Genomic DNA, 23890 nt, shown 5'->3' with positions numbered 1-23890 from the left:
CTGTCTCGGGGCGGCTCGTGTCCGAAGGGAGATTCGTTCGATGGGTCGGTGGCAGGCATCCGATGGGCCGTCCAACTCGCCTTCTGCGTGCGGATCCGTTGCGAAGCGTGTCTGAGGCGATGCCGGAAGCCAGCAAGTCCGGCCCCCTGGCCGGCGTGAAGGTCGTCGAACTGGCCCACATCATGGCCGGGCCGGTCTGCGGGTTGATGCTCGGCGACATGGGCGCCGAGGTCATCAAGGTCGAGAAGATCGAGGGCGGCGACGACACCCGCCGCTCGGTCCCGCCCGCGATCGAGGGCGAGAGCGCCGCATACATGATGATGAACCGCGGCAAGCGCGGCATCGCCCTCGACCTCAAGAGCGCGGACGGCAAGGCGATTCTTCGCCGCCTGCTCGCCGACGCGGACGTGCTGATCGAGAATTACCGCGCCGGCACGATGGAGCGCCTCGGCCTCGGCTACGAGGTTCTCAGACAGGAATTTCCAGGGCTGATCTACTGCTCGCTCTCCGGCTTCGGCCGCTCGGGGCCCTACGCCGAACGGGCGGGATTCGACCTCGTGGCGCAGGGTATGAGCGGGCTGATGAGCATCACCGGCGAGGGGCCGGGCCGTCCGCCGATGAAATGTGGTCCGCCGGTCACCGACATCACCGCCGGCATCCTGGCGGCGATGGGCGTTCTCGCCGCCCACGTCCACAAGCTGAAGACGGGTCAGGGGCAGGTGGTCGATACCTCGCTGTTCGAGGCCGGCATCACCCTCACCTACTGGCAGTCGGCCATCGCCATGGCGACCGGAGTGGCGCCGGGGCCGATGGGCTCGGCCCATCCGCTGAATGCGCCCTACGAAGCGTTCGAGACGGCGGATGGCTGGATCACCATCGGTGCCGCCAACCAGACCAACTGGCTGCGCCTGCTCGCGGTGCTCGGCGCCGAGGATCTCGCCGCCGATCCGCGCTTCTCGGCCAATCGCGACCGCATGGAGAACCGTGAGGCGCTGGCCGCGGCCCTGGCCCCGCATTTCCGTAACGCGCCCTCCGCCGATTGGCTTGCGAGACTCGAGGCCGGCGGTGTGCCGGCTGGCCCCGTGCTCGACGTGCTGGCCATGCAGGCCGACCCTCAGGCGCGCGCCCGCGAGATGGTGGTCGAGGTCGAGCACACCCGCGCCGGACGGATGAGCACGCTCGGCCTGCCGGTGAAGTTCTCGGCGACGCCGGGGCGCGTGCACGGCCCCGCGCCGCTGCTCGGCGAGCATAGCCGCGCCATCTTGGCTCAAGCCGGCTATGACGGGGCGGCGATCGACGATTGGATCGCCCGGGGCGTCGTACGCGAGACGACGGCCTGAGAGACGCTTGACGAGGGACCGCTTCATGAACGCTGACGCCGAGACCGCCTCGACCGACGAACTGCTCTTCGCGGTGGACGCGGCAGGCATCGCCCGCATCACCCTCAACCGGCCGAAGGCGCGCAACGCGCTCACCTTCGCCATGTATCGCGGGCTGGTCGAGCTGTGCGAGCGGATCGAGGCGGATCGCGCGATCAAGGCCGTGATCATCACCGGCGCCGGCGACAAGGCGTTCGCCGCGGGCACCGACATCGCTCAGTTCCGCAGCTTCAGCAAACCGGAGGACGCGATCGGCTACGAGCGTTTCATTGACCGGGTGCTCGGCGGGTTGGAGCGGCTCCGGGTTCCGACCATCGCGGCGATCGCCGGGGCCTGCACCGGGGGCGGCGCGGCAATCGCCGCCGCCTGCGACATGCGCATCGCCAGCCGCGATGCCCGCTTCGGTTTTCCCATCGCCCGCACGCTCGGCAACTGCCTGTCGCAGAACACCATGAGGCGGCTGGCGAACCTTATCGGGGCGCCGCGGGTGAAGGACATCCTGTTCACCGCCCGGCTCGTCGAGGCACAGGAGGCCCTCGCGATCGGCCTGGTCAACGAGGTGGTGGAGGATGCCGCGGCCGTCGCAACCCGCGCCGACGCGCTCGCCGCCCTGCTCGCGAGCCATGCGCCACTCACCCTCCAGGCGACGAAGGAGGGCCTGCGCCGCATCGCCGAGGAAGGCGCAGCGGAGGCCGTGGAGGGCGAACGGCCCGGCGACGACCTGATCCTGATGACCTACATGAGCGAGGATTTCCGCGAGGGCATGGAAGCCTTCCTCGGAAAACGCCCGCCGAACTTCAAGGGCCGATGAGACGATCGCTCTTCGTCATCGCGAGCGTTGCGCCTCGTCCCGGACGCTGCGCAGCCTCCGCTCGCTTCCGCTTCACCTCGCGATGACGGCGCTGGGAAAAACGCGCCTCAGTTCCCCTCTTCGCCGTACATCGCGGCGATGACCGGCTTCTTCGCACGGATGTGCCGGCGCATCAGCGCGGCGAGGCCGTCGCCATCGCGCGCACGCAGCAGCGGGATCATCTGCTCGTGTTCCTCGACTGCCTGCGCCCACTGCGCCTCGGTCTGGTGAGCGCTGTAGCGGGAACGCTGGATGCGGCCGGTGAGGCCGAGATAGAGGCTCCGCAACTTGGAATTGCGACTGGCCAGCATGATGGCCTCGTGGATCTCACGGTTGAGGCGGAAATAGTTCGCCTCGTCGCGGGCCTGCCACGCCGTAACCATGTCCCGGTGCATCGCCTCGATCGTGCCCAGCTCATCCTCAGTGATCGACCGGCAGGCGAGTTCGCAGGCGGTTGCTTCCAGCCCGGCGACGACCTCGATCATCTCCTCGAGCTCGTTGCGCGAGATGCTCGCGACGCGCGCGCCGCGGTTGGGCAGCAGTTCCAAGAGGCCTTCGGTCGCGAGGATCTTGATCGCTTCCCGCAGAGGCGTGCGTGAAATCCCGAACCGTTCGGTCAGCTCGCTCTCGTTGACGCGTGCCCGCGGTTCCAGTTCACCCTCATTGATCAATTCGCGCATCCGGTCCGCGACCTCATCGTGAAGGTAGCGGCGGCTGATCCCGATACTGGGCTCAATTCTATTCATCGAGCTCTCAAAGAATTTTAAATGCGAAACTTCGCGTCGCAATTCCTAGACTTGCTGCTACCGCCTGTCGAGATACGTGGCCGTTCCCACCTTCGTGAGCCACATGGAAAGTGCCGTCCCGGCAGAGTGGGGTCGCTCCGCAACTGAACCGGGCCCCCATCTCGGCAGCTTGCGACCGATTGAATTTTTCATGCATTTAGCCGCGGCATGAGGGACCGGGCTTCGAGGGCAGCGAGGGGGCCGGCCGAACGCCCAAGATGAATGGATGCACTATGATCGACCTGTTCAGCGACACCCAGACGCGCCCGACACCGGGCATGCGCGAGGCCATGGCGCGGGCACAGGTCGGTGATGAGCAGTCGAACTCCGATCCGACCACCAATGCCCTGTGCGAGCGGGTCGCAGAGATGCTCGGCCAAGAGGCGGCCGTGTTCATGCCGTCGGGCACGATGTGCAATCTTACCTCGATCCTCGTCCATTGCCGGCCCGGCGACGAGATCATCGTCGATGACCAGTCCCACATCTACAACACCGAGGCCGCCGGCGCCGCCGCGATCGGCGGGGTGTCGGTGAAGGCGCTGCCGACACGGGTCGGTCTGTTCACCCTCGCTCAGGTCGAGGCGGCGATCCGGGTTCCGCAGCGCACGGCGCCGCGCTCACGGCTGGTCTCGATCGAGCAAACGACGAGCTTTTCCGGGGGCACAGTCTGGGACATCGGCGCAATGCGCCTGATCCGCGATTATGCCCAGGCGCGTGGTCTGAAAGCGCATATCGATGGGGCGCGGCTGCTCAACGCGGTGGTGGCGACGGGCCTTTCGGCGGCGGAGTACGCGAGCGGCTTCGACAGCACTTGGATCGATCTCAGCAAGGGGCTCGGCTGCCCGGTCGGAGCGGTCCTGTGCGGAACGCGGGATTTCATCGAGCAGGCATGGCAGTGGAAGTACCGGCTCGGCGGCGCCATGCGCCAGTCGGGTGTCCTGGCAGCAGCCGGGCTCTATGCCCTCGACCACCACATGACGCAGCTCGCCGAGGACAACGCCAATGCCGGCCGCTTGCATCGGCTGATCGCCGACGTGCCGGGCTTGGCCTTCGACCCGACGGCTGGGCAATCGAACATTCTGTGCTTCACGGTGGAGGCGTTGGGCGTCACCGCCTCGACCTTCGCCGCGGCCTGCCTCGACGAGGAGGTGCGCGTGCGAGCGATCGGAGCTCATCAGATCCGTGCGACCGCCAATCTCGACGTGGATCGCGCCGGCATCGACCGGGCGGCGGAGGTGATCCGGGCAAAGGCTGCGGAGTTCGCGGCAAAGGCCGCGTGACGGGAGCACGCCGGTCTCGTCCGGGGCCGAGCCGGTTGGCGCCCGGAAATCCGATCGCAAAAACGGGCGGCGCTCGCCGAAGAACGCCGCCCGAAAAAGAAGGAAACTACTTCTTGTTGTCGAGATCCTGAGCCATCTTCAGGTGCTCGTCGAGATGCGGCTTGGTCTTGATCGCAAAGGCCTTGAGCGCCGCGTTGTCGCCACCCTCGGCGTATCGCTTGTAGAGATCGGTGGCGTTCTTGTGCGCCGTCACCTGATCGTCGTGGTATTGTTTGGTGAAGTCCTCACCGCTCAGGCTCTTGAGCTTGTCGAGCTTGCTCTGATGACTCGAGTCCAGAGCGGTCGGTATGTTGAGCTTCATGTCGCCGGTCTGGACCACGGATTTCAGCTCGTCCGAGGTCTTCTTGTGGTCCTCGATCATCTTCTTGGCAAAGGCCTTGGTCTTCTCGTCGGCCTTTTCGAGAGCGAGCTTGCTCGATTGATCCTCGAACATGTCGCTGATCACGGCCTGCGTGACGAAGTCCTGAGCCGTGGGAGCGACGCCGATCAGTGAATTCACGCCGGTCTTCTCGCCGACCGACTGGGCATGGGCCGGCATCCCCGCAGCGCCCAGCAGGAGCAGGCAGGCGGCAGCGGTGAGGGGCGTTCTCATGGAGGTCTCCTAGGGAAGAATCGTACCTGTCGGAGCAACTGAAACGGGCGTCCGATGTTCCTGGCTGAGCCCGCCCGGAGCCGTCATGCGTCGCAGTTCGCGGTCTCACGGGCGAGCCAATCGATGACGCTGGAGAGCGCCTTGCGCTCGCTGCCGCCTGCGGAGAGCGCCGCTTCGTAGGTGCGGATCTGGCCGTCGGCGCTGGAGCCGCACTCGGCGATGGTGAGCGCATGAGCGACCTGGGCGGCGCAGCCCAGAGCCGCAGCGTCCTCGGCGACCAGATCGACCAAGCGCTCGACAAGGTGGCGCACCGGCACCGCCTCCTCCTTCGCCTCGTCGATCAGGGCGGCATGGATCCCGTCTCGCTGCGACCGCCACAGGTTCTCCATGACGAAGCCGCGGGAGGCACCGGTCGGCCGGGCATTCAGCTCGGGCCGGCGCACGCAGAGCCTCACGAGGCAGCGATAGAGCGCGGCGATGGCCAGCGTATCCTTGAGCCGGGTGCAACTGTCGGCGACCCGCAATTCGAGAGTCGGGTAGCGGATCGACGGTCGGATGTGCCACCAGAAATAGGTCGCGTCCTCGACCGCGCCGGCCCGCGTCATCACCCGCACGTAGCGCTCGAAGTCGTCGGCGCCGTCGAACAATTCGGGCAGGCCGGTGCGCGGCAGCTCGGCATAGGCCCTCAGACGGTACCCGGCCAATCCCGTGCGGTGGCGCTCGTAGAAGGGCGAAGAGGTGGAGAGAGCGAGCAGCACCGGCAGGAACGGCATCAGCCGGTTGATCAGGGCGATGCGCTCGTTCGGCTCGGGTACCTCGACATGGACGTGGAGGCCGCTGACGATGGAGCGCCGCCCCACCATCTGCAGGGTCTCGATCATCTTGCGGTAGCGGAGCTTGGCGGTCTCGCGCTGGTCGGTCCAGATCGCGGTCGGGTGGGTGCCCGCGGCGAAGACCTTCAGGCCGTGCTCGCGGCCGATGGCGCACAGGCCGGTACGGAGCTTGGCCAACGCCTCGTGTGTCTCGGCGAAGCTCACCGAGGGCTTGGAGCAGATCTCGGCCTGGCTCTCCAGCATCTCGCGCTCGACGCCTTCCAGGCGGCTCCGCGCCGCCTTGTGGAAGGCCGAGACCGATTCCCGCGGCGCCGCTCGGGTGCGGCTGCTCGCCAGGAACAGCTCCTCCTCGACGCCGAACCGGTACTCGTGTGCCATCGTGTGCCTCGCCTTCCCAGCCCGACCGATCGGGCTGGAAGCAAGCGCGGGCCCAATCGGTTCGCGCGTTAACGAACGATACGATCGAGGCGGTTGTTCACGAAGAAATACAGCTCCTTGGCGCCGGGCTCGGTGTAGAGCACCTGCACCTCGCGGCCGGACCGGCCCTCGCCGACCAGCACGTCGGTCGGCGGGCGGCCCTTGAGCCGCACGAGGTCGCATTCGCCGATCCCCGTCTCGATGGCGGTGGCCGTTCCCGGCGCCGGGCCGGTGCAGGCGCCATTGCCGTCGAGCACGGGGCCGAGCGCGGCGACCGGCGCCGCCGGAACCGCGGGCAGCACCGCGCTCGGTGGAGGCGGCGGCTGAATCGGTTCGCGGCGCTCAGCGGTGTTGCAGCCCGCCAGCAACAGGGCGGGAAGAAGTCCGAGACAAATCCTCAAGGCGTCGGTCTCTTCTCCGGCGTGGTCTCACCCGATGCGCTGCCGCCCTTCGCGCTCCCGTCGGAACGCGTCTCCAGCGCCCGAGCGAACAGGTCGGCGGCGTCGTCGTGGAAGGCGTTGCGCGAGTCCGGCCGCGTGTAGAACATGTGGCCGCCGGGATAAACCGAGAGCTTGAGGCGGTCGGCCGAGCCGTAGACCGGCATCTGGTCGAGGAGCATCTTCGAGGTGAAGTAGGGCGTCACGAGGTCGGTGAAGCCGTGGGCGACGAGCACCCGCATCCGCCCGTCGAGCGCCAGCGCGTCCTTCAGGGCGCCCATGGCTTCCGGGGCCGAGCGGCCCGAGCCCCAGTTCCAGCCGCGGTTGACCGCGCCGTTGAGCAACTCATAGCGCATGTTCTCGACCCGCCAGTTCAGGCGGCCCTGGTAGAGCTGCACCATGGCGGTGGTGAGCGGCGCCTGGAGTGCGTCGAGCACCGGATCCTCGAAGCTCGATTGCGGGGCTGTCGGATCCGGGTCCCATCCGGTCACGCCGGTATCGTAGGCCGAGAGGACGCGGCCGGCATCACGCCTGATCTCGCGCTGGTAGCTGTGGGCGGTGAGCCGCCCGGCTTGGCGCCTCACGGTCTCCGGATCGAGGCCGGTCAGCGCCGAAACCTTCTCAGTCAGCCGCGCCACCGCCTCCCGGTCGGCCGGACCTTTCAGAAGATCGGTGAGATAGGCGCCCGAAGCGTAGGTCTCGGCCTCCTTCATGAGCTCGCGGCTCGGCGTCGTGCCCGCGCGCTCCAGTGCGGCGGCGGCGAAGGAAGGTAGTTTGGTCACAAACCCCCACGGCGTGGTGCGGGGCGGCTGCAGCCACGCGAAGTCGAGCACGGGGGAGAGCAGCACGAGGCCCGACAGCCCGACGCCGACATCCTGCTGGAGCTTCTGCGCGATCAGCGGCCCGCGGAAGCCGCCGTAGCTCTCGCCGACGAAGAATTTCGGCGAGGCGAGGCGGTCGTTCTGGCGAAGATAGCGGGCGATGGCGGCGGCCAGCACCGACGCGTCCGCATCGACGCTCCAGTACTTCTTGCCGTCGCCGTCCGCCGCGCGGCTGTAGCCGGTGCCGACGGGATCGATGAAGACGAGGTCGGTGAAATCGAGCCAGGTGGCGGGGTTCGGCTGGAGCGCGATCGTCTGCGACGGGCTGATCGAGGCGCCGTCGGTCGGCAGGCGCCAGGGGCCGATGGCGCCGATATTGAGATAGGCCGAGGCCGCGCCGGGACCGCCATTGACGCCGAAGGTGATCGGCCGGGCGGCGGCCTCTTCGGGCTTGCCCGCCTTGGTGTAGGCGATGAAGGCGATCTCGGATTGAAGCTTGCCCTCCTCATCCACCAGGGAAAGGCTGCCGGCCGTGGCGGTGAAGGCGAGCGTGCGCCCGTTCGGCAAGCCGATGCTGTGCTCGGTGGTCGCGTCCGGCGGCAGGCGGCGCCCTTCCGGCGCCTTGTCCGGCCCCTTGCGCGGCTGAGCCTGCCCCTTTCCTTGCGTCTGGCTCGGCCCGTCGCTCTGCGACGGGCCATGCTGGGCGAAACCCGGCATCGGGCCCAGGCCGATCGCGAGCGAGAGGAGGCCGGCGAGGCAGAGCCGGGCCGTTCCGGTCCGGGGAGCAGGGAAGGCTTGCGTCATCGGTCTCTCGCGATCCTCGGCCGGTTGGTCGTGCGTGGACTGGCGCCTGTGTTCTTGCGCCTCACCATCGGACGACGCGTTGATCTCACGCCTTCTTGGTCCAGCGTCCGCTCTCGTCCTGCTGCCAGTAGGCGACGACGTGGCCGGCGGCCTTGGCGCCGCGCCACTGCTCACGGGCATGCAACAGCGCGTCGGTGTCGGTACCGTCGAACAGGATGCAGATCCGCTGGTAGGTCCCCGCATCCGCGGGCAGTTCGGCGCCCTCCACCAGGAAGCGGATCGAGGCGGCGTTGGGGTTGGTCTCCCGCAGGGTCAGCACCACGGGCTGGCTCGCCGCATCGGTGTCGCGGTCGGTGCCGTGGGGCAGGAAGCTCTCGTCGGTATAGGTCCACAGACCATCGTCGAGCGCCTGGAGCCGCGCCTCGCTCACCGCCTGGATCGCCGCCTGCCAGCCGCGCTCCAGCGACTTCTCGACGAGGCTCGGCAGCACCTTTTCGAGGGGCTGGCGCTGAAGGTGGTAGAACAGGATCTCGGTCACGGTATCGCTGCATATAGGATCGAGCGGCGCTTCGGCAGGGCGGACGCAGCGTCGCGGTCGCCCGGTCCCGGATCGGTAAACCTGAGGAGACGAGTTTGCTCTGAACCATGCCCCGAGCGGCGGGTTCGTCTTCCACGACCGATAACAGGGAAGGAACGAGCCATGCCGACCAAAACCATCGCTCTGGCCGCCGCGCTGACTCTCGCCGTCTCGGGGGCGGCTCTCGCCCAGTCGAGCACTGGCAAGGGCGGGACCGGCGGCACCACGGACAGCGCCAGCCCCATGCGGAACAACACCGGCGACAGCATGCGGCCCACGACCGGCAGCGGCGCCGGCGCCACCACCGGCTCGACCGGCACCATGGCCCCCCGGGCCACGACGGGCGGGGCTGCCGGTGCCGGCAACGCGCCCGGCGGCACCATGGGCGGCGGTGCCGGCAGCGCCGGGGGCGGCAACAGCGCCGCCGGCCGCTGAGCGACACGCATCCGATGATGAGAGGGGCCGGAGCCTGTCCGGCCCCTTTTTCGGGCCCAATCTCATTTCGAGCCCAGTCTCAACCCGGCTCGATCAGGTGCGGCACGAACAGCGCTCCGTCGCCGGTGATCGGGCCGTCCGATTCGCGGATACACAGCCCGGCCGGCGCCTCCCCGACGATCCAGGCGCCGACGAGCGGGCGGCGGCCGTCGAAGCACGGCAGTTCTGCCAGTCCCTGCCGAATGAAGCCTTCCGCTCCGTAGGGTCCCGGCTCGCCGGCCAGCCGCGTGCCCTCGGCTGAAAACATCTCGACATTGGCACCCTCGCGCGAGAGCAGCGGCTTGCGCACGGAGGCGCCGAGGCTCGCGCAGGCGGGATCACCTTCGAAATAGGCTGGCAGCAGGTTCGGGTGGCCGGGCTCGCGGGCCCAGAGATGGGCGAGCAGGCCCTTGTTGGAGAGCACCATCTTCCAGGGCGGCTCGAGGAAGCGCGTCGGTGAGGCCGCGACCGCTGGACCGAACGCGTCCTGAAACGCCCATTCCCAGGGGTAGAGCTTGAACAGTGCGGCGAAGGCCCGCTCGTCCGGCCCGCAGAAGGCACCGTCTGTCCTCAGGCCGATCTGGGCGAGGTCGAGCAGGATCGTCTCGCAGCCGGCCTGAACGGCGCAGTCCTGAAGGTAGCCGGCGGTACCGAGGTCTTCCGGGCCGCTCGAATCGGCGGCAAAGGCGAACAGGCCCGGCGGCGCGATCTCGGCAAGGCGGGCGATCAGCCGCTCGTGGACCGCGTTGAATTGGTCGCTGCCCGCGGGCAGGCGCCGGTCCCTCAGCCCCTGTTCGAGCCAGAGCCACTGGAACACCGCACTCTCGTAGAGGGCGGTCGGCGTGTCGGCGTTGTATTCGAGGAGTTTGGCAGGGCCCCCTCCGCCATAAGAGAAATCGAGACGTCCGTAGAGGCTCGGATCGGACCGGCGCCAGCTCGTCCGCACCGTGTCCCAGACCGGTTCGGGGATGGCGAGCGAGGCGAGGACGCGCTCGTCCTCCACCGCCTCGGCGGCGAAGGCGAGGCAGAGGGCGTGCAACTCGGCGCTCGACCCTTCGATGTCCTCTTCGATCTCGGCGAGGGAGAAGGCGTAGGCGTGGCTCTCATCCCAGTAGGGCGCGCCGTCGATGGTGTGGAAGGTAAAGCCCGCCTCCCGCGCGATCTCCCGCCAGCCGGGCCGCTCTCCGCAGGCGATGCGGCGCATCAGGTGCCGCCGAAGGAGGAGAAACCCTTGCCGCCGTCGCCGAAGCCGCCAAACTTCGTCGGTTGTCCGGCGGCCGGTTTGAGTGTGCCCGAGGAGGCGTGGCCCCCGCTTCCGGTCGCGACCTTGCCGCCCGAACCGGTGCAGTAACTTCCATGATGGCCGCCGTGACCCTGGCGGTGCTCGTAGACGGGTTCGGGCGTCACCCAGTCGGATGCGCGGCGGCCGAGCAGGTAGCCGGCCATCCGGGGAACGAATTGCGTCGGCGCATTCGGATCCGGCAGGCAGTGGGACGAGCCGTGGTGCCCTTCGCACTCCGCCGATGAGCGGTAATGCGGCGCGGTCGACGGGTAGGCCGCACGGGCGGTGGCATAGTCGCTGCGGCACTCGTCGGCCGGGCGGATGCCATCGGCGGCGCAGGCCGCCGCATCTGCGTAGACGAGGATGTCCTTCGAAGGCGCGGTCCGGTCGAGATTGCCGAGGCCGAGCGCGGCGAGGCCCGCACCCGCCACCAGTACCGTCGAGACGGTCTGCGACCGCTTGGTCGCGGCCTTGTCGGGTGGTCTGACGGCCGGTGCAGGCTCAACGGGCCTGCGCTGGCCGAAATTTTCCTGGGCCTCGCGGTCGTCCGCCACGGCGTCAGTAGCTCATGCAGGCGGCGTTCACGAGGCCGCCCGCCAGGGACGCGGCCCCGAGCAGGATTGCGGGCGCGGTCTGACCTTCGTCGATCCGCCGCGACAGGTTCGGCAGCAGCGGCCGCATCAGCCAGTAGATCGCGACCTGTACCACGAGGGCGACGAGGCCCCAGACGATGCAGTCGAGGAGCGACCCGGCGTAGCGCACCGCGGCCGAGAGCGGAATGGAGTAGCCGAGCAGGCTGCCCCCGAGCGCAAGTGCGGCGGCGAGGTTGCCCTCGCGGACCAGGGCGATCTCCCGGTGCGCCGTCGCGGTGAGGTAGGTCACGAGGTAGAGGGCGGTGAGCCCGAGGGAGACGACGAAGTAGGCGAGAAAGGCCGGCAGGCCCGAGATCGTCGTCAACCGTGCGTTCCTCTCAGTCAGACCAGCCGGCTCTGCTCGATCGCGGCGGCGATGAACCCCTTGAACAGCGGGTGCGGCTCGAAGGGGCGCGACTTCAACTCCGGGTGGAACTGGACGCCGATGAACCACGGATGGCCCTCGTGCTCAACCGTCTCCGGCAGGAGCCCGTCCGGCGAGGTGCCGGAGAAGCGCAGGCCCTTGGCCTCCAGGCATTCGCGATAGGCCATGTTGACCTCGTAGCGGTGCCGGTGGCGCTCCGAGATCTCGGTCTCGCCGTACATCCGCGCGATCTTGGTCTCCGGATGGAGCGTCGCCTTGTAGGCGCCGAGCCGCATGGTGCCGCCGAGATCGCTCTCGGCCGCGCGCCGCTCCAACTCGTTGCCGCGCATCCACTCGGTGAGCAGACCCACCACCGGCTCGTTGGTCTCCCCGAACTCGGTGGAATTGGCCCCCTCGATCCCGGCCAGCGAGCGTGCCGCCTCGATCACCGCCATCTGCATGCCGAAGCAGATGCCGAAATACGGGATGTTGCGCTCGCGCGCGTAGCGGGCCGCGCGGATCTTGCCTTCCGCGCCGCGCTGGCCGAAGCCGCCGGGCACGAGGATGCCGTGCAGGCCCTCCAGGAAGGGCGCCGGGTCCTCGCGCTCGAACACCTCCGCCTCGATCCATTCGAGGTTGACGCGCACGTTGTTGGCGATGCCGCCATGGGTCAGCGCCTCGGTGAGCGACTTGTAGGCGTCCTTCAGGCCCGTGTACTTGCCGACGATGGCGATGGTGACCTCGCCCTCGGGGTTGCGCACCCGCTCGAGGATGTTCTGCCAGCGGTCGAGCTTCGGCTCGCTCTCGGGCTCCATCTGGAAATGGGCCAGGATCTCCCGGTCGAGCCCCGCCTCGCGGTAGGAGAGCGGCACGGCGTAGATCGTGTCCACGTCGCGGGCCTCGATGACCGCGCTTTCCCGCACGTTGCAGAACAGGCCGAGCTTGCGCCGCTCGTCCTGCGGGATCGGCCGGTCGCAGCGGCAGAGCAGGATGTCGGGCTGGATGCCGATCGAGCGCAACTCCTTCACGGAGTGCTGGGTCGGCTTGGTCTTCAGCTCGCCGGCAGACGGGATGTAGGGCAGCAGCGTCAGGTGCAGGTAGCAGACGCTGCCGCGCGGGCGTTCCTGGCCGATCTGGCGGATCGCCTCGAAGAAGGGCAGGCCCTCGATGTCGCCGACCGTGCCGCCGATCTCGACGAGAACGAAATCGTAATCGTCGTTGCCGTCGAGCACGAACGCCTTGATGGCGTTGGTGACGTGCGGAATCACCTGGATCGTGGCGCCGAGATAATCGCCGCGCCGCTCCTTGGTGATGATGTCGAGGTAGATGCGGCCCGTCGTGACATTGTCGGCGCGCGAGGCCGGCAGGCCGGTAAACCGCTCGTAATGGCCGAGGTCGAGATCGGTCTCCGCGCCGTCGTCGGTGACGAACACCTCACCGTGCTGCGTCGGGCTCATCGTGCCCGGATCGACGTTGAGGTAGGGGTCGAGCTTGCGCAGGCGCACGCGGTAGCCGCGCGCCTGCAGCAGGGCGGCAAGTGCCGCTGAGGCGAGACCTTTGCCGAGGGAGGAAACCACGCCGCCGGTGATGAAGACGTACCGCGTCATGGGCTTTGGTCCATAAAGGGGCTCAAGCGATTCGCCAAACCGCAACGGTTGCCGCGCCCCGCTGGCCACACGGGGGGCGACACAGGGCGATGCCCTTCACGCCGTTGAGGAATTCGTCTCTCACATCCTCGCGGCCGATGCACCGGCCGCAAGGGTCTTATCCGCAGACGGTGCGGTTTGTCCGCCCGGCGTCAGCGCGACTGCGGTGCTTCCGGCGTGGTCGGTGCGGCCGGCGGCGCGCTCTGGGCGGGCGCGGGCGTTGCCGGCGTGGCGGGCGCGTCGGTCGGGACCGAGGCCGGTTGGCCGGGGGCCGCTTGGCCCGCGCCGCCGCGCAGCGTGTCGAGCAGGTTGTCCGCGTTCACCGGCTTGTTGGTTTGCTGCGTCTGGCCCGGCTGCGTCCCGGCCTCGTCGAGGATCGAACGGGGCGCGGCGCTGCGGTGAGCCATGATCGCCAGCGCGATGCTGGTCGTGAAGAACAGGGCCGCCAGGATCGCAGTGGCGCGGGTGAGCGCGTTCGCCTGTCCGCGGCCGGTCATGAATCCGGAGACGCCGCCGCTTCCGCCGCCGCCGAGCCCGAGCCCGCCCTCCGAGCGCTGCAGCAGCACCACGGCGATCAGCGCCAGCACGATGATAAGGTGGACGACGATGAGGACGGTCTGCATAGCGATTCCGGTGCCCGCTCGCGCGGACGCTGTCGGTGTGCCGGACAAGAAGCGCGCGCAAAAGCAGCGCGCCCGCGTATCCGCTGCACGAAGTGGGGGCTCCTACACCGTTTGCCCACCCGCGCCAACCGGCCTTCGCGTGTCATGCGGGTGTCATGCGCGTGTCGGGGCGGGAGTGAGGCCGGGCGCATCTCGCGCCAAGCCCGTGACGGCCGGGAAAACGCCGGGCGTGCATGGCCATAGGGCACGGCCCGTGCAAGGAGTCGGGGATGATCGATTTCCAGCACGAAGCCGGGCGGCTCGCCGCCTTCATTGACCGCGCCGACCGCGAGGAGATGGCCGCCGTCCAATCCGATCTCCTGCGGATCGCCCTCGAGCGGCCCGATCCGGCGGGACGGGCGGGGGCCCTCGATGAAGTGCAGGCCGCCCTCTCCGACCGGATCCGGCCGGACGGCATGAGCCCGCTGCAACAGGCGTTCTACGTCGCCGTGCTCTCGATGATCGAGCGGACCAAGGAGGCCGTGACGAAGGCGCCGGCCCGCCAGGACTGACGGCGGACCGGATCCCTGCCCGCATGGTGCTGGAACGGCAGGCCCTTCTCGTCGTCGACGTGCAGGCGAGCTTCCGCGTGCCGGAGACGATCGTCGCGGGCATCACCGCTCTGAGCCGGACGCTTCATACGGTAGCAACGGTCGAGCGGCACGACGAGGCGGTGACCCCATTTGCGCGGCAACTCGGCTGGACGCCGCCCTTGGACGAGGCGCCGCTGGTTCCGGCCGATCGGGTTTTCGTCAAGCACGGCTACCTGCCGCCGCCGGCGCTGATCGAGCACTTCAGGGCGCTCGCGGTCGAGCGCGTCCTCGTCTGCGGCGTTCAGGCGGAGACCTGCTGTCTCGCTGCCGGATTCATGCTGTTCGATGCCGGTCTGCACCCGACTCTTCTGCGATGGCTCAGCGTCGGGTCGTCCCTCGATCGCTCGGCCGCCCTCGGCACAGCCCTCTGGCGCCACCATTTCGGCAGCGTTGTGGATGTTCCCGACGCGTTGCCGCTCGCTCTGAAGCCCCTGCCCTACCCCTCGTAAGCGCGGCAGATCCCCAAAAAGTCCTCCGCCACGAGGCTGGCGCCGCCGACCAGAGCGCCGTCGACGTTCTCCACCGCCATCAGCTCGCGGGCGTTCGAGGGCTTCACAGAGCCGCCGTAGAGGATGCGGATCTTGTGTGCCTCCTCGCCGACGAGCTTGTCGAGCATCTCGCGCAAAGAGGCGTGAACCTCTGCGATCTCTTTCGCCGTCGGCGTGCGGCCCGAGCCGATGGCCCAGACCGGCTCGTAAGCGATCACAGTGTCGGCGCCGGTCGCGCCCTTCGGCAGGCCGATGGCGAGCTGTGCGCGCACGATGTCGAGCGCTCGGCCCTGCTGGCGCTCCTCCATGGTCTCGCCGACGCAGATGATGCCGCGCAGACCCGCGCGGCGGGCGCCCAGCGCCTTGGCATGGACCCCGTCATCGGTCTCGTAATGGTAGGCGCGCCGCTCGGAATGTCCGACGATGACGTAAGTCGCGCCGAGATCGGCGAACATCTCCGCCGAGATCGAGCCGGTGAAGGCGCCGCTCGGGCGGGCATGCAGGTTCTGGCCGCCGATGGCGATGGGCGATCCGTATACGGCCGCCACGCAGGAGGAGATCAGCGTCGCGGGCGGGCAGATCAACACGTCGATCCTGTCGGTGAGCGCGGGCGAGAGCCCGTCGCGGATCGCCTCGACGATCGGAACCGAGGAGCGCAGGCCGTTCATCTTCCAGTTGCCGGCAACCAGCGGACGGCGTCCCTCGCTTGCCATGGCGTCCCGGTTCTCCGTGTCTCGATCCAAGGGGTTCAACGTGTGCGCGGACCTAGCAGAGCAAGCTTAGGCGCGCAAACGACCTCTCCGGCGACTCTGCCGCCGTTTCGGGCCCGCGGAAGGCGCGCGGAACACATGCCCTTTGCGCCGCCGCCCCGATCGTCTATCGCGGGGCTCGAATTTGTTCCCTGCCCGCGTGGGCAGGGCCGTAGAGATCTAGGCCCGGGCGTCCGATGCTCCAGTCCATTCGCAGTGCCAGCCAGCATTGGCTCGGCAAGGTCGTGCTGACGGTGATCTTCACCTTCCTGATCGCGGGCGTGGCGATCTTCGGTGTGGAGGAGTTTTTCCGCGGCGGGTCGAGCACGACGGTCGTCACGGTCGGCAAGACGCCGATCTCGGCCGAGGAGGTGCGCACCGCCTACCAGAACCAGCTTCAGCGCTACCAGGCCCAGCTCAAGCGGACGCTGACGCCGGACCAGGCGCGGGCAATGGGCTTGGAGCGGCAGGTGCTGGCCCAGCTCATCACCGAGGCGGCGCTCGACCAAAAGACGCACGATCTCGGGCTCGCCGTCTCCGACGCGGCAGTGCTGCGGGCGATCCAGGACGAGCCGAGCTTCAAGAACGCCAATGGCAGCTTCGACCGAACCCTGTTCTTCCAGACGCTCCAGCGAGCGGGTCTGAACGAGGCGATGTTCGTGCGCGAGCAGCGTTCCGTCATTGCCCGCCTGCAGCTGGCCGATGCCATCGTCGCCGACCCGCCGGTTCCGCAGGCCATGCGCGAGGCGGTGCACCGCTACAGCACCGAGCGCCGCGATGCCGCCGTGCTGGCGCTGGCACCCTCCGCCGCCGGCGAGATCCCGGCCCCGAGCGACGAGGAACTCAAGGCCTACTACGACAACAACAAGGCCTCGTTCCGCGCCCCCGAATATCGCAGCCTCAACCTGCTGGTGCTCGACCCCGCCGCGCTCGCCAAGCCCGACGATGTGTCCGACGAGGAGGCGCGCAAGGTCTATGAGGCCAACACCGCTCGCTTCGGCAAGCCCGAGCGGCGCACGATCCAGCAGATCAGCTTCCCCGACGAGACCGCCGCCAAGGAGGCGCGCGCCAAGATCGAGAGTGGTGAGACGCCGTTCGAGGCGGTCGCCGCCGAGCGCGGGCTCGACCCGAAGCAGCTCGACCTCGGCACCCTGACGAAGGCGGAGCTGTTCGATCCGGCGGTGGGCGACGCTGCCTTCGCCCTGGAACAGGACAAGGTGAGCGAGCCGGTGAAGGGCCGCTTCGGAACCGTGCTCCTGCGTGTCACGGCGATTGAACCCGGCTCCGTCAAGCCGTTCGATGAGGTGAAGGACGAGGTTCGCAAGGAAATCGCGCTGCGGCGGGTGCGCGATGGCGGCTTCGACAAGGTGCAGGACGCGATCGAGGATGCCCGCTCGGCCGCCAAGCCGCTGGCCGAGATCGCCAAGGATCAGGGCCTGACGCTGCTCAGCATTCCCGCGGTCGATGCCCAGGGCAACGACCCGTCCGGCCAGCCGGTCGCCGGCATTCCGGACAAGGAGACCACGCTGCCGGCCGCCTTCCGCGCCGATGTCGGCAATGATACCGAGGTGCTGCGCACCAAGACCGGTGGCGCGATCTGGTACGACGTCGTCAAGATCGACCCCTCGCACGAGAAGCCGCTCGCGGAGGTCCGTGACGAGGCCGTGAAGGGCTGGACCAGAGCCGAGGCCGAGAAGCGCCTCGTGGCGAAGTCCAAGGAACTGACCGAGCGCCTGGACAAGGGCGACGCCATCGAAACCGTGGCGCAGGAGGCGGGCGTGCCGCTGAAGACCGTCACCGAGATCGCCCGCAACCAGAACAAGGATGATCTCTCCTCCGAGATCGTCGAGCGCATCTTCACGACACCAGTCGGCAAGGCGGCCTCGGCGCCGTCCGGCGAGGGCCGCGCGGTGTTCAAGGTCACCGCCGCGACCGTGCCGGCCTTCGTCCCCGGCACGCCGAGCGACCATCAGCTCGTGAATTCGCTGCGCACCGCGCTGGCCGACGACGTGCTCGGCGAATTCATCGCCGAGGTGCAGAAGAGTGCGGGCGTGAGTGTCAACCAGACCGCCCTCCGGCGGGCGCTCGGCGGCGAGTACTGAGGTCTGGCAATGACCGAACTCGGCCTTAGCGAACCTGCGCACGAAGCGGTGGCGCACGCCTACGAGGCTGGACGCGCAAGTCTGCTCGGCCTGACCCTGGTAGCCGATCTGGAGACGCCGGTCGCCGCCTTCCTGAAGCTGAAGGCGGGGCATGCCGGTCCCGGCTTCCTGCTCGAATCGGTCGAGGGTGGCGCGGTGCGCGGGCGCTACTCGATGATCGGGCTCGACCCCGACCTGATCTGGCGCTGTCGCGACGGACGCCCCGAGATCGCCCGCGATGCGGCGCTCACGGATTTCGTGCCGGACGAGCGGGCGCCGCTCGCCTCGTTGCGCGCCCTCATTGCCGAGAGCGCGGTGGGCGACGATGCGCAGAGTGCGGCGCTGCCGCCGATGGCCGCCGGCCTGTTCGGCTATCTCGGCTACGACATGGTCCGCGCCATGGAGCGGCTGCCCGAGCCGAACCCCGATCCGCTCGGTGTGCCGGACGCGATCCTGATCCGTCCGCGGGTAATGGTGGTGTTCGACGCCGTGGCCGACGCGCTCACCGTGGTCACTCCCGTTCGCCCGGCCGCGGGCGTGAGCGCGCTTGCCGCGCTCGAAGCCGCGCAGGCCCGACTCGACAGGGTGGCCGAGGCCCTCGAGGGCCCGCTGCCGATCGAGGCGCGGGCGGATGCGGCGGGCCTCGCCCTGCCCTCTCCGGTCTCGAACACCGATCCGGACGCATTCCTGGCGATGGTCGCAAAGGCCAAGGAATACATCGTCGCGGGCGACATTTTTCAGGTGGTGCTGTCGCAGCGCTTCGAGGCGCCCTTCACCCTCCCGGCCTTCGCGCTCTACCGCTCCTTGCGCCGCACCAATCCGGCGCCGTTTCTCTGCTACCTCGATTTCGAGGCGTTTCAGGTCGTCTGTTCCAGCCCCGAGATCCTCGTGCGAGTGCGCGAGGGCAAGGTCACGATCCGCCCGATCGCCGGCACGCGCCGCCGCGGCGCCACGCCGGCCGAGGATCGGGCGCTGGCCGACGAACTCCTGGCCGATCCGAAGGAGCGCTCCGAGCACCTGATGCTGCTCGACCTCGGCCGCAACGATGTCGGCCGCGTTTCGAAGATCGGCAGCGTCACCGTCACCGACTCGTTCTTTCTCGAATACTATTCCCAGGTCATGCACATCGTCTCGAATGTCGAGGGCGACCTCGACCCGAGCCACGACGCGCTCTCGGCGCTCGCCGCCGGGTTTCCCGCCGGCACCGTCTCGGGCGCACCGAAGGTGCGGGCGATGGAGATCATCGACGAGCTGGAGCGCGAGAAGCGCGGTCCCTATGGCGGCTGCATCGGCTATTTCGGGGCGCGCGGCGAGATGGACACCTGCATCGTCCTGCGCACGGCCATCGTGAAGGACGGCCGCATGCACGTGCAGGCAGGGGCGGGCATCGTGTACGATTCGGATCCGCAGTCAGAGCAGCAGGAATGCGTGAACAAGGCCAAGGCCCTGTTCCGCGCAGCGGAGGACGCGGTGCAGTTCGCGAGCCGGGCCAAGCGGGGGCAGTAGAGGCGTAGGCACGTCGTCTTGACTTGCCGGCTCCCCGTCGCCACCCTTTTCTGAACGGTTATCCGTCTCCTCCCTCATCCTGAAGTGCCGACGCGCAGCGTCGGCCTCGAAGGATCTTTCAGATCCCGCGCGACCCCTGAAGGATCCGTCGAGGCCGCTTCGCGGCACCTCAGGGTGAGGAGGGAGGCGGGAGTTTAAGCGCTACGGCTGAGCTCGATGTCCAACGTCCTCGTCATCGACAACTACGATTCCTTCACCTGGAATCTCGTCCACCTGATCGGCCCGCTCTGCGAGCGGATCGACGTGGTGCGCAACGACCAGATCGACGTCGCTGGCATCCGCGACCGGGCCCCGGACGCGCTCGTGCTCTCGCCGGGGCCTTGCACACCGAACGAGGCCGGCATCTGCCTCGACGCGGTGCGGGAGCTGGGTTCCGAGATCCCGATCTTCGGCGTGTGCCTCGGGCTCCAGACCATCGGGCAGGCCTATGGCGGCGACGTAGTCCGCGCCCCCTCCCCCATGCACGGCAAGGTCTCGACCATCCGCCACGAGGCGAAGGGCGTGTTCCGCGGCATCAACGAGGGCTTTGCCGCAACGCGCTACCACTCGCTTGTGGTGGATCGCGCGAGCTGCCCGCAGGATCTCTCGGTCACGGCCGAAGCCGACGGGCTGATCATGGGACTCCAGCACCGCGAATTGCCGGTCCACGGCGTGCAGTTCCACCCCGAGAGCATCCTCTCGAACCACGGCACGCAGATCCTGCGCAATTTCCTCGACATCGCCGCCGCTTGGCACAAGGAGTCGGCGGCCCGCGCGTGACAAGGTCGGCCGCGGCGTGCATTGACGGCTCCACGCCCCCTCCCTCCTCCTGATAGAGGGGAGAGGGCTCGAACAGAGCCACGACCCCGATGGACGCCTTCAAAACTCATCTCGCGACGGTTGCTTCCGGTGCTCCGCTGAGCCGCGAGCAGGCCCGCGCCGCCTTCGACGACCTGCTCTCGGGCGAGGTCACGCCGATCCAGGCCGGCGCGTTCCTCACCGCCCTCTCGGTGCGCGGCGAAAGCGAGGACGAGATCGTCGGCGCGGTCGCGGCGATGCGGGCGCGGATGCTCCCCGTGGCGGCGCCCGAGGGCGCCATCGACATCGTCGGCACCGGCGGCGACCATTCGGGCAGCTACAACGTCTCGACGCTGGCCGCGATCCTCACCGCCGCCTGCGGTGTGCCGGTGGCCAAGCACGGCAACCGCGCCGCGACCTCGCGCTCCGGCGCCGCCGATGTGCTGGCGGCGCTCGGCGTGAAGATCGGCCTCCCTCCCGAGGCCCTGGCGCGCTGCCTCTCGGAAGCCGGTCTCTGCTTCATGTTCGCACAGACGCATCACGGCGCCATGCGCCACGTCGCGCCGGTACGGACCGAACTGCCGTTCCGCACCATCTTCAACATGCTCGGGCCGCTCTCGAACCCAGCCGGCGTGACGGCGCAGGTGTTCGGCGTCTCGCGCGCGGCCTGGGCCGAGCCATTGACGCGGGTGCTGGCGACGCTCGGCAGCCGCCGGGTCTGGACCGTGCACGGCTCGGACGGGCTCGACGAGATCACCACCACGGGCCCGACCGCGGTGGTCGCGCTTGAGGACGGTGCGCTCTCGCGCTTCACCATCGATCCGCGCGAGGTCGGCTTGCCGCTCGCGACCCCCGACGACCTGCGTGGAGGCGACCCCGACCACAATGCCGCCGCGCTCGGTGCCGTGCTGGAGGGTGCCCGCAGCGCCTACCGCGATATCGCCGTGCTGAACGCCGGTGCCGGTCTCGTGGTGGCGGGCGCCGCGGACACCCTCGCCGAGGGCGTGGCGCGGGCGCAGGGCGCGATCGATTCCGGCGCGGCGCGGGCGACGCTGGCGCGCCTCGTCGCCATCTCCAATGCGTGATAGACGGCCTCGAACGGTTCCAAGGAATAATCGATGGACGACATCGTGGCCGACGTGACCGCCGGGCCTGTCGCGACCGCTCCCGCGCGGGCGAGCGTGCTGGCGCGGATCGAGGCCTACAAGCGCCGCGAAATCGCCGAGGCGAAGCTGCGCATTCCGCTGGCCAAGCTGGAGAAGCAGGTCGCCAAGGCCGAGGCCCCCCGCGGCTTCGCCGACGCCATCGCCCGGCATATCGGCGAGGGCCGTCCGGCGCTGATCGCCGAGATCAAGAAGGCTTCGCCCTCCAAGGGGCTGATCCGCGCCGATTTCGACCCGAAGACGCTGGCCAAGGCCTACGCCAAGGGCGGCGCAACTTGTCTCTCGGTTCTCACCGACACCCCCTCGTTCCAGGGAGCGCCGGACTTCCTGGTCGAGGCGCGCGCGGCCTGCGACCTGCCGGTCCTGCGAAAAGATTTCATGTTCGAGCCGTATCAGGTCTACGAGGCTCGTGCCTGGGGCGCCGATTGCGTCCTCGTCATCATGGCCTGTCTCGACGACGCGGAGGCCGCTGCCATCACCGAGACCGCACACGATCTCGGCATGGACGTGCTGGTCGAGGTCCACGACGCGCAGGAGCTGGAGCGGGCCCTGCCGCTCGGCACCCGGCTGGTCGGCGTCAACAACCGCAATCTCAAGACCTTCGAGGTCTCGTTCGAGACGGCGATCAAGCTCAAGCCCGGCATCCCGGCCGACCGGATCGCGGTGGCCGAGAGCGGTATCGGCGGACACGCCGACGTGCTGCGGCTGAAACAGCACGGGCTCGACACGATCCTCGTCGGCGAGAGCCTGATGCGGCAGGACGACGTGACCGCGGCGACGAAGGCCCTGCTGTTCGGGGAAGCCGGCCGGTGAGCGGCGCCTCCCTCACCCATATCGACCGGACCGGCGCGGCCAACATGGTCGACGTCTCGGATAAGGCCGCGACCTCGCGCACGGCCGTCGCCGAGGGCGTCGTGGTGATGCAGCCCGAGACCCTGGCGCTGATCCGCGAGGGCGATGCCAAGAAGGGCGACGTCATCGGCACGGCCCGGCTCGCCGGCATCATGGCCGCCAAGCGCACCCACGAACTGATTCCGCTCTGCCATCCGCTGCTGATCACCAAGGTGCGGCTGACCTGCGAGCCGGACGACGCCCTGCCCGGCCTGCGCCTCACCGCGGAGGTAAAGGTGCAGGGTCAGACCGGCGTCGAGATGGAGGCGCTCACCGCCGTGTCGATCGCGTGCCTGACCGTCTACGACATGGTGAAGGCCGCCGATCGCGGTATGCGCATCGAGGGCATCCGCCTCCTGTCGAAGGAGGGGGGAAAGTCCGGTGCGTGGAACGCCGGCTCATGAGCCTGCTCCCGGTCGCCGAGGCGCTCGAGAAAATCCTTGCCGCCATCCCCGGGCCTGTCGCGGTCGAAGAGATTCCCATCGCCCAGGGCGCCGGCCGCACCCTCGCCGCCGACCTGACGGCCCGGCAGACCCAGCCGCCCTTCCCGGCCTCCGCCATGGACGGCTACGCCGTACGCGCCGCCGACGTAGCGACCGTTCCGGCGCGCCTACGCCTGATCGGCACCAGTGCGGCCGGCCACGGTTTTTCCGGAACGTTGGGACCGGCCGAGGCGGTGCGCATCTTCACCGGCGCACCGGTGCCCGAAGGTGCCGACGCAATCCTGATCCAGGAGAACGCCGAGGCCGAGGGCGAGACCGTCACCGCCCGCGAACCGGTGGCGGCAGGCCGCTTCCTGCGCCGCGCTGGCCTCGATTTTCGCGCGGGCGAGACGCTCGTGCGGGCCGGCGAGACCCTCGATGCCCGCCGCCTCGCGCTGGCGGCCAGCGCCGGCTACGCCGTGTTGCCTGTGCGGCGAAAGCCCCGGGTTGCCGTACTCGCGACGGGTGACGAGCTGGTGCGGCCGGGTGAGCCGGCGGCGTGGGACCAGATCGTCGCCTCGAACGGCCTCGCGCTCGGAGCACTGAGCCTGGAGGCCGGCGCGGAGGTCATCGATCTCGGCATTGCCACCGACGATCTCGCCTCCTTACGCGAGGCGGTCGGCCGCGCGCGCACGGCCGAGGCCGATCTTCTGGTGACGCTCGGCGGCGCCTCCGTGGGCGACCACGACCTCGTCCAGGCGGCGCTCGGTGCCGAGGGAATGGAGCTCGGCTTCTGGCGGGTGGCTCTGCGTCCCGGCAAGCCACTGATGCACGGGCGGCTTGGGCCCATGGCGGTGATCGGCCTGCCGGGCAATCCGGTCTCCTCGATCGTCTGCGGTCTCCTCTTCGTGGTGCCGGCGATCCGCGCCCTCCTCGGCGATCCGCGCGCGGGCGAGGACCGCAGCGAGCCCGCTCTCCTCGGCCGCGACATGCCGGAGAACGACGCCCGCCAAGACTACCTGCGCGCCCGCCTCGAAACGGCGCCGGACCGGCTGCCGGTCGTCCACCCCGAGACGCGCCAGGATTCCTCGATGCTCTCGGTGCTCGGCACCAGTGAAGCGCTGCTGATCCGCCCGCCGCACGCGAGCCCAGCCAAGGCGGGCGACCCGTGCCGCATCCTCCGGCTGGATCGACGGATCGTCTGA

The 23890-nt window shown here is 69.0% G+C and carries 25 protein-coding genes; 13 read left to right on the top strand and 12 right to left on the bottom strand.

Features of this window, described 5'->3' with window-relative positions:
- Nucleotides 1–119 precede the first annotated feature (119 nt).
- Together FHU13_RS16210 and FHU13_RS16205 are read left to right on the top strand one after the other, a co-directional pair.
- Nucleotides 120–1340, top strand: a complete 1221-nt coding sequence (locus FHU13_RS16210) for a CaiB/BaiF CoA transferase family protein (protein WP_183437013.1) — start codon at nt 120–122, stop codon at nt 1338–1340.
- A gap of 25 nt (nt 1341–1365) precedes the next feature.
- Nucleotides 1366–2190 carry an enoyl-CoA hydratase gene (locus tag FHU13_RS16205; protein ID WP_183436887.1) on the top strand — a complete coding sequence of 275 codons (825 nt, stop codon included), beginning with the start codon at nt 1366–1368 and terminating at the stop codon, nt 2188–2190.
- A gap of 107 nt (nt 2191–2297) precedes the next feature.
- Here the strand turns inward: FHU13_RS16205 and FHU13_RS16200 are convergent, their stop codons facing one another.
- A complete protein-coding gene (locus FHU13_RS16200) occupies nt 2298–2975 on the bottom strand; it encodes a GntR family transcriptional regulator (protein WP_183437012.1) in 678 nt (225 codons plus the stop codon).
- Between the two features lie 272 nt (nt 2976–3247).
- Between FHU13_RS16200 and FHU13_RS16195 the strand changes: the two genes are divergently transcribed.
- Complete coding sequence (locus FHU13_RS16195; protein ID WP_183436886.1) at nt 3248–4294, top strand: threonine aldolase family protein; 1047 nt, start codon at nt 3248–3250, stop codon at nt 4292–4294.
- Nucleotides 4295–4400: 106 nt separating this feature from the next.
- Here FHU13_RS16195 and FHU13_RS16190 read toward each other — a convergent pair whose 3' ends face one another.
- The 5 genes from FHU13_RS16190 to FHU13_RS16170 form a co-directional block, all read right to left on the bottom strand.
- The gene (locus FHU13_RS16190) at nt 4401–4946 is read right to left on the bottom strand and encodes a DUF4142 domain-containing protein (protein WP_183436885.1); all 546 of its coding nucleotides are present in this window, start codon (nt 4944–4946) and stop codon (nt 4401–4403) included.
- 83 nt (nt 4947–5029) lie between these two features.
- Entirely contained in the window at nt 5030–6157 is a 1128-nt protein-coding gene (locus FHU13_RS16185) for a carboxylate-amine ligase (protein ID WP_183436884.1), read from the bottom strand.
- Nucleotides 6158–6225: 68 nt separating this feature from the next.
- Entirely contained in the window at nt 6226–6597 is a 372-nt protein-coding gene (locus tag FHU13_RS16180; protein ID WP_183436883.1) for a hypothetical protein, read from the bottom strand.
- Nucleotides 6594–8258, bottom strand: coding sequence for a S10 family peptidase (locus tag FHU13_RS16175; protein WP_183436882.1), 1665 nt, complete (start codon nt 8256–8258; stop codon nt 6594–6596). The genes FHU13_RS16180 and FHU13_RS16175 overlap by 4 nt, the downstream gene beginning before the upstream one ends.
- Nucleotides 8259–8343: 85 nt before the next feature.
- Entirely contained in the window at nt 8344–8796 is a 453-nt protein-coding gene (locus FHU13_RS16170; protein ID WP_183436881.1) for a DNA polymerase III subunit chi, read from the bottom strand.
- A 162-nt stretch (nt 8797–8958) separates the two neighbouring features.
- On the opposite strand from FHU13_RS16170, the gene FHU13_RS16165 reads away from it, so the two are divergent.
- Nucleotides 8959–9270, top strand: a complete 312-nt coding sequence (locus tag FHU13_RS16165; RefSeq protein ID WP_183436880.1) for a hypothetical protein — start codon at nt 8959–8961, stop codon at nt 9268–9270.
- Nucleotides 9271–9349: 79 nt separating this feature from the next.
- On the opposite strand, the gene FHU13_RS16160 is transcribed toward FHU13_RS16165, so the two are convergent.
- The 5 genes from FHU13_RS16160 to secG all read right to left on the bottom strand — a co-directional run bounded on the left by FHU13_RS16160 (nt 9350) and on the right by secG (nt 13856).
- Nucleotides 9350–10513, bottom strand: coding sequence for a glutathionylspermidine synthase family protein (locus FHU13_RS16160; protein WP_183436879.1), 1164 nt, complete (start codon nt 10511–10513; stop codon nt 9350–9352).
- A complete protein-coding gene (locus FHU13_RS16155; RefSeq protein WP_183436878.1) occupies nt 10513–11145 on the bottom strand; it encodes a DUF1190 domain-containing protein in 633 nt (210 codons plus the stop codon). Before FHU13_RS16155 ends, FHU13_RS16160 begins: the two co-directional genes overlap by 1 nt.
- A gap of 4 nt (nt 11146–11149) precedes the next feature.
- Nucleotides 11150–11548 carry a DUF350 domain-containing protein gene (locus FHU13_RS16150; RefSeq protein WP_183436877.1) on the bottom strand — a complete coding sequence of 133 codons (399 nt, stop codon included), beginning with the start codon at nt 11546–11548 and terminating at the stop codon, nt 11150–11152.
- Nucleotides 11549–11565: 17 nt separating this feature from the next.
- Nucleotides 11566–13194 (bottom strand): CTP synthase, encoded by a 1629-nt coding sequence (locus tag FHU13_RS16145; protein ID WP_183436876.1) that lies wholly within the window; start codon nt 13192–13194, stop codon nt 11566–11568.
- Between the two features lie 191 nt (nt 13195–13385).
- Entirely contained in the window at nt 13386–13856 is a 471-nt protein-coding gene (gene secG / locus FHU13_RS16140; protein WP_183436875.1) for a preprotein translocase subunit SecG, read from the bottom strand.
- Nucleotides 13857–14125: 269 nt separating this feature from the next.
- On the opposite strand from secG, the gene FHU13_RS16135 reads away from it, so the two are divergent.
- Nucleotides 14126–14407 carry a hypothetical protein gene (locus FHU13_RS16135; protein ID WP_183436874.1) on the top strand — a complete coding sequence of 94 codons (282 nt, stop codon included), beginning with the start codon at nt 14126–14128 and terminating at the stop codon, nt 14405–14407.
- Nucleotides 14408–14430: 23 nt separating this feature from the next.
- Complete coding sequence (locus tag FHU13_RS16130; protein ID WP_183436873.1) at nt 14431–14937, top strand: cysteine hydrolase family protein; 507 nt, start codon at nt 14431–14433, stop codon at nt 14935–14937.
- Here the strand turns inward: FHU13_RS16130 and tpiA are convergent.
- Entirely contained in the window at nt 14925–15689 is a 765-nt protein-coding gene (gene tpiA, locus FHU13_RS16125) for a triose-phosphate isomerase (RefSeq protein ID WP_183436872.1), read from the bottom strand. The genes FHU13_RS16130 and tpiA overlap by 13 nt on opposite strands.
- Nucleotides 15690–15922: 233 nt before the next feature.
- Here tpiA and FHU13_RS16120 point away from each other — a divergent pair, with 233 nt between their 5' ends.
- The 7 genes from FHU13_RS16120 to glp all read left to right on the top strand — a co-directional run bounded on the left by FHU13_RS16120 (nt 15923) and on the right by glp (nt 23890).
- Nucleotides 15923–17827 carry a SurA N-terminal domain-containing protein gene (locus FHU13_RS16120; RefSeq protein WP_183436871.1) on the top strand — a complete coding sequence of 635 codons (1905 nt, stop codon included), beginning with the start codon at nt 15923–15925 and terminating at the stop codon, nt 17825–17827.
- A gap of 9 nt (nt 17828–17836) precedes the next feature.
- Nucleotides 17837–19372 carry an anthranilate synthase component I gene (gene trpE, locus FHU13_RS16115; RefSeq protein WP_183436870.1) on the top strand — a complete coding sequence of 512 codons (1536 nt, stop codon included), beginning with the start codon at nt 17837–17839 and terminating at the stop codon, nt 19370–19372.
- Between the two features lie 216 nt (nt 19373–19588).
- Nucleotides 19589–20191, top strand: coding sequence for an anthranilate synthase component II (locus FHU13_RS16110; protein ID WP_183436869.1), 603 nt, complete (start codon nt 19589–19591; stop codon nt 20189–20191).
- A gap of 89 nt (nt 20192–20280) precedes the next feature.
- Nucleotides 20281–21294, top strand: coding sequence for an anthranilate phosphoribosyltransferase (gene trpD, locus FHU13_RS16105; protein WP_183436868.1), 1014 nt, complete (start codon nt 20281–20283; stop codon nt 21292–21294).
- A gap of 33 nt (nt 21295–21327) precedes the next feature.
- Nucleotides 21328–22185, top strand: coding sequence for an indole-3-glycerol phosphate synthase TrpC (trpC, locus tag FHU13_RS16100; protein WP_183436867.1), 858 nt, complete (start codon nt 21328–21330; stop codon nt 22183–22185).
- Nucleotides 22182–22667: a cyclic pyranopterin monophosphate synthase MoaC gene (gene moaC / locus FHU13_RS16095; RefSeq protein ID WP_183436866.1), complete on the top strand. Its 486-nt coding sequence runs from the start codon at nt 22182–22184 to the stop codon at nt 22665–22667. The genes trpC and moaC overlap by 4 nt, the downstream gene beginning before the upstream one ends.
- Nucleotides 22664–23890, top strand: a complete 1227-nt coding sequence (gene glp / locus FHU13_RS16090; protein ID WP_183436865.1) for a gephyrin-like molybdotransferase Glp — start codon at nt 22664–22666, stop codon at nt 23888–23890. Before moaC ends, glp begins: the two co-directional genes overlap by 4 nt.

The sequence above is a fragment of the Methylobacterium sp. R2-1 genome, assembly GCF_014191355.1.
Lineage (GTDB): Bacteria > Pseudomonadota > Alphaproteobacteria > Rhizobiales > Beijerinckiaceae > Methylobacterium.
This window is presented reverse-complemented; position numbering and strand designations above follow the sequence as displayed.

Excerpts from the sequence above, each read along its gene's own strand:
- FHU13_RS16210 (WP_183437013.1), top strand. The coding sequence starts at position 120 with ATGCCGGAAGCCAGCAAGTCCGGCCCCCTGGCCGGCGTGAAGGTCGTC.
- FHU13_RS16205 (WP_183436887.1), top strand. The coding sequence starts at position 1,366 with ATGAACGCTGACGCCGAGACCGCCTCGACCGACGAACTGCTCTTCGCG.
- FHU13_RS16200 (WP_183437012.1), bottom strand. The coding sequence starts at position 2,975 with ATGAATAGAATTGAGCCCAGTATCGGGATCAGCCGCCGCTACCTTCAC.
- FHU13_RS16195 (WP_183436886.1), top strand. The coding sequence starts at position 3,248 with ATGATCGACCTGTTCAGCGACACCCAGACGCGCCCGACACCGGGCATG.
- FHU13_RS16190 (WP_183436885.1), bottom strand. The coding sequence starts at position 4,946 with ATGAGAACGCCCCTCACCGCTGCCGCCTGCCTGCTCCTGCTGGGCGCT.
- FHU13_RS16185 (WP_183436884.1), bottom strand. The coding sequence starts at position 6,157 with ATGGCACACGAGTACCGGTTCGGCGTCGAGGAGGAGCTGTTCCTGGCG.
- FHU13_RS16175 (WP_183436882.1), bottom strand. The coding sequence starts at position 8,258 with ATGACGCAAGCCTTCCCTGCTCCCCGGACCGGAACGGCCCGGCTCTGC.
- FHU13_RS16165 (WP_183436880.1), top strand. The coding sequence starts at position 8,959 with ATGCCGACCAAAACCATCGCTCTGGCCGCCGCGCTGACTCTCGCCGTC.
- FHU13_RS16160 (WP_183436879.1), bottom strand. The coding sequence starts at position 10,513 with ATGCGCCGCATCGCCTGCGGAGAGCGGCCCGGCTGGCGGGAGATCGCG.
- FHU13_RS16145 (WP_183436876.1), bottom strand. The coding sequence starts at position 13,194 with ATGACGCGGTACGTCTTCATCACCGGCGGCGTGGTTTCCTCCCTCGGC.
- secG (WP_183436875.1), bottom strand. The coding sequence starts at position 13,856 with ATGCAGACCGTCCTCATCGTCGTCCACCTTATCATCGTGCTGGCGCTG.
- FHU13_RS16135 (WP_183436874.1), top strand. The coding sequence starts at position 14,126 with ATGATCGATTTCCAGCACGAAGCCGGGCGGCTCGCCGCCTTCATTGAC.
- FHU13_RS16130 (WP_183436873.1), top strand. The coding sequence starts at position 14,431 with ATGGTGCTGGAACGGCAGGCCCTTCTCGTCGTCGACGTGCAGGCGAGC.
- tpiA (WP_183436872.1), bottom strand. The coding sequence starts at position 15,689 with ATGGCAAGCGAGGGACGCCGTCCGCTGGTTGCCGGCAACTGGAAGATG.
- FHU13_RS16120 (WP_183436871.1), top strand. The coding sequence starts at position 15,923 with ATGCTCCAGTCCATTCGCAGTGCCAGCCAGCATTGGCTCGGCAAGGTC.
- trpE (WP_183436870.1), top strand. The coding sequence starts at position 17,837 with ATGACCGAACTCGGCCTTAGCGAACCTGCGCACGAAGCGGTGGCGCAC.
- FHU13_RS16110 (WP_183436869.1), top strand. The coding sequence starts at position 19,589 with ATGTCCAACGTCCTCGTCATCGACAACTACGATTCCTTCACCTGGAAT.
- trpD (WP_183436868.1), top strand. The coding sequence starts at position 20,281 with ATGGACGCCTTCAAAACTCATCTCGCGACGGTTGCTTCCGGTGCTCCG.
- trpC (WP_183436867.1), top strand. The coding sequence starts at position 21,328 with ATGGACGACATCGTGGCCGACGTGACCGCCGGGCCTGTCGCGACCGCT.
- glp (WP_183436865.1), top strand. The coding sequence starts at position 22,664 with ATGAGCCTGCTCCCGGTCGCCGAGGCGCTCGAGAAAATCCTTGCCGCC.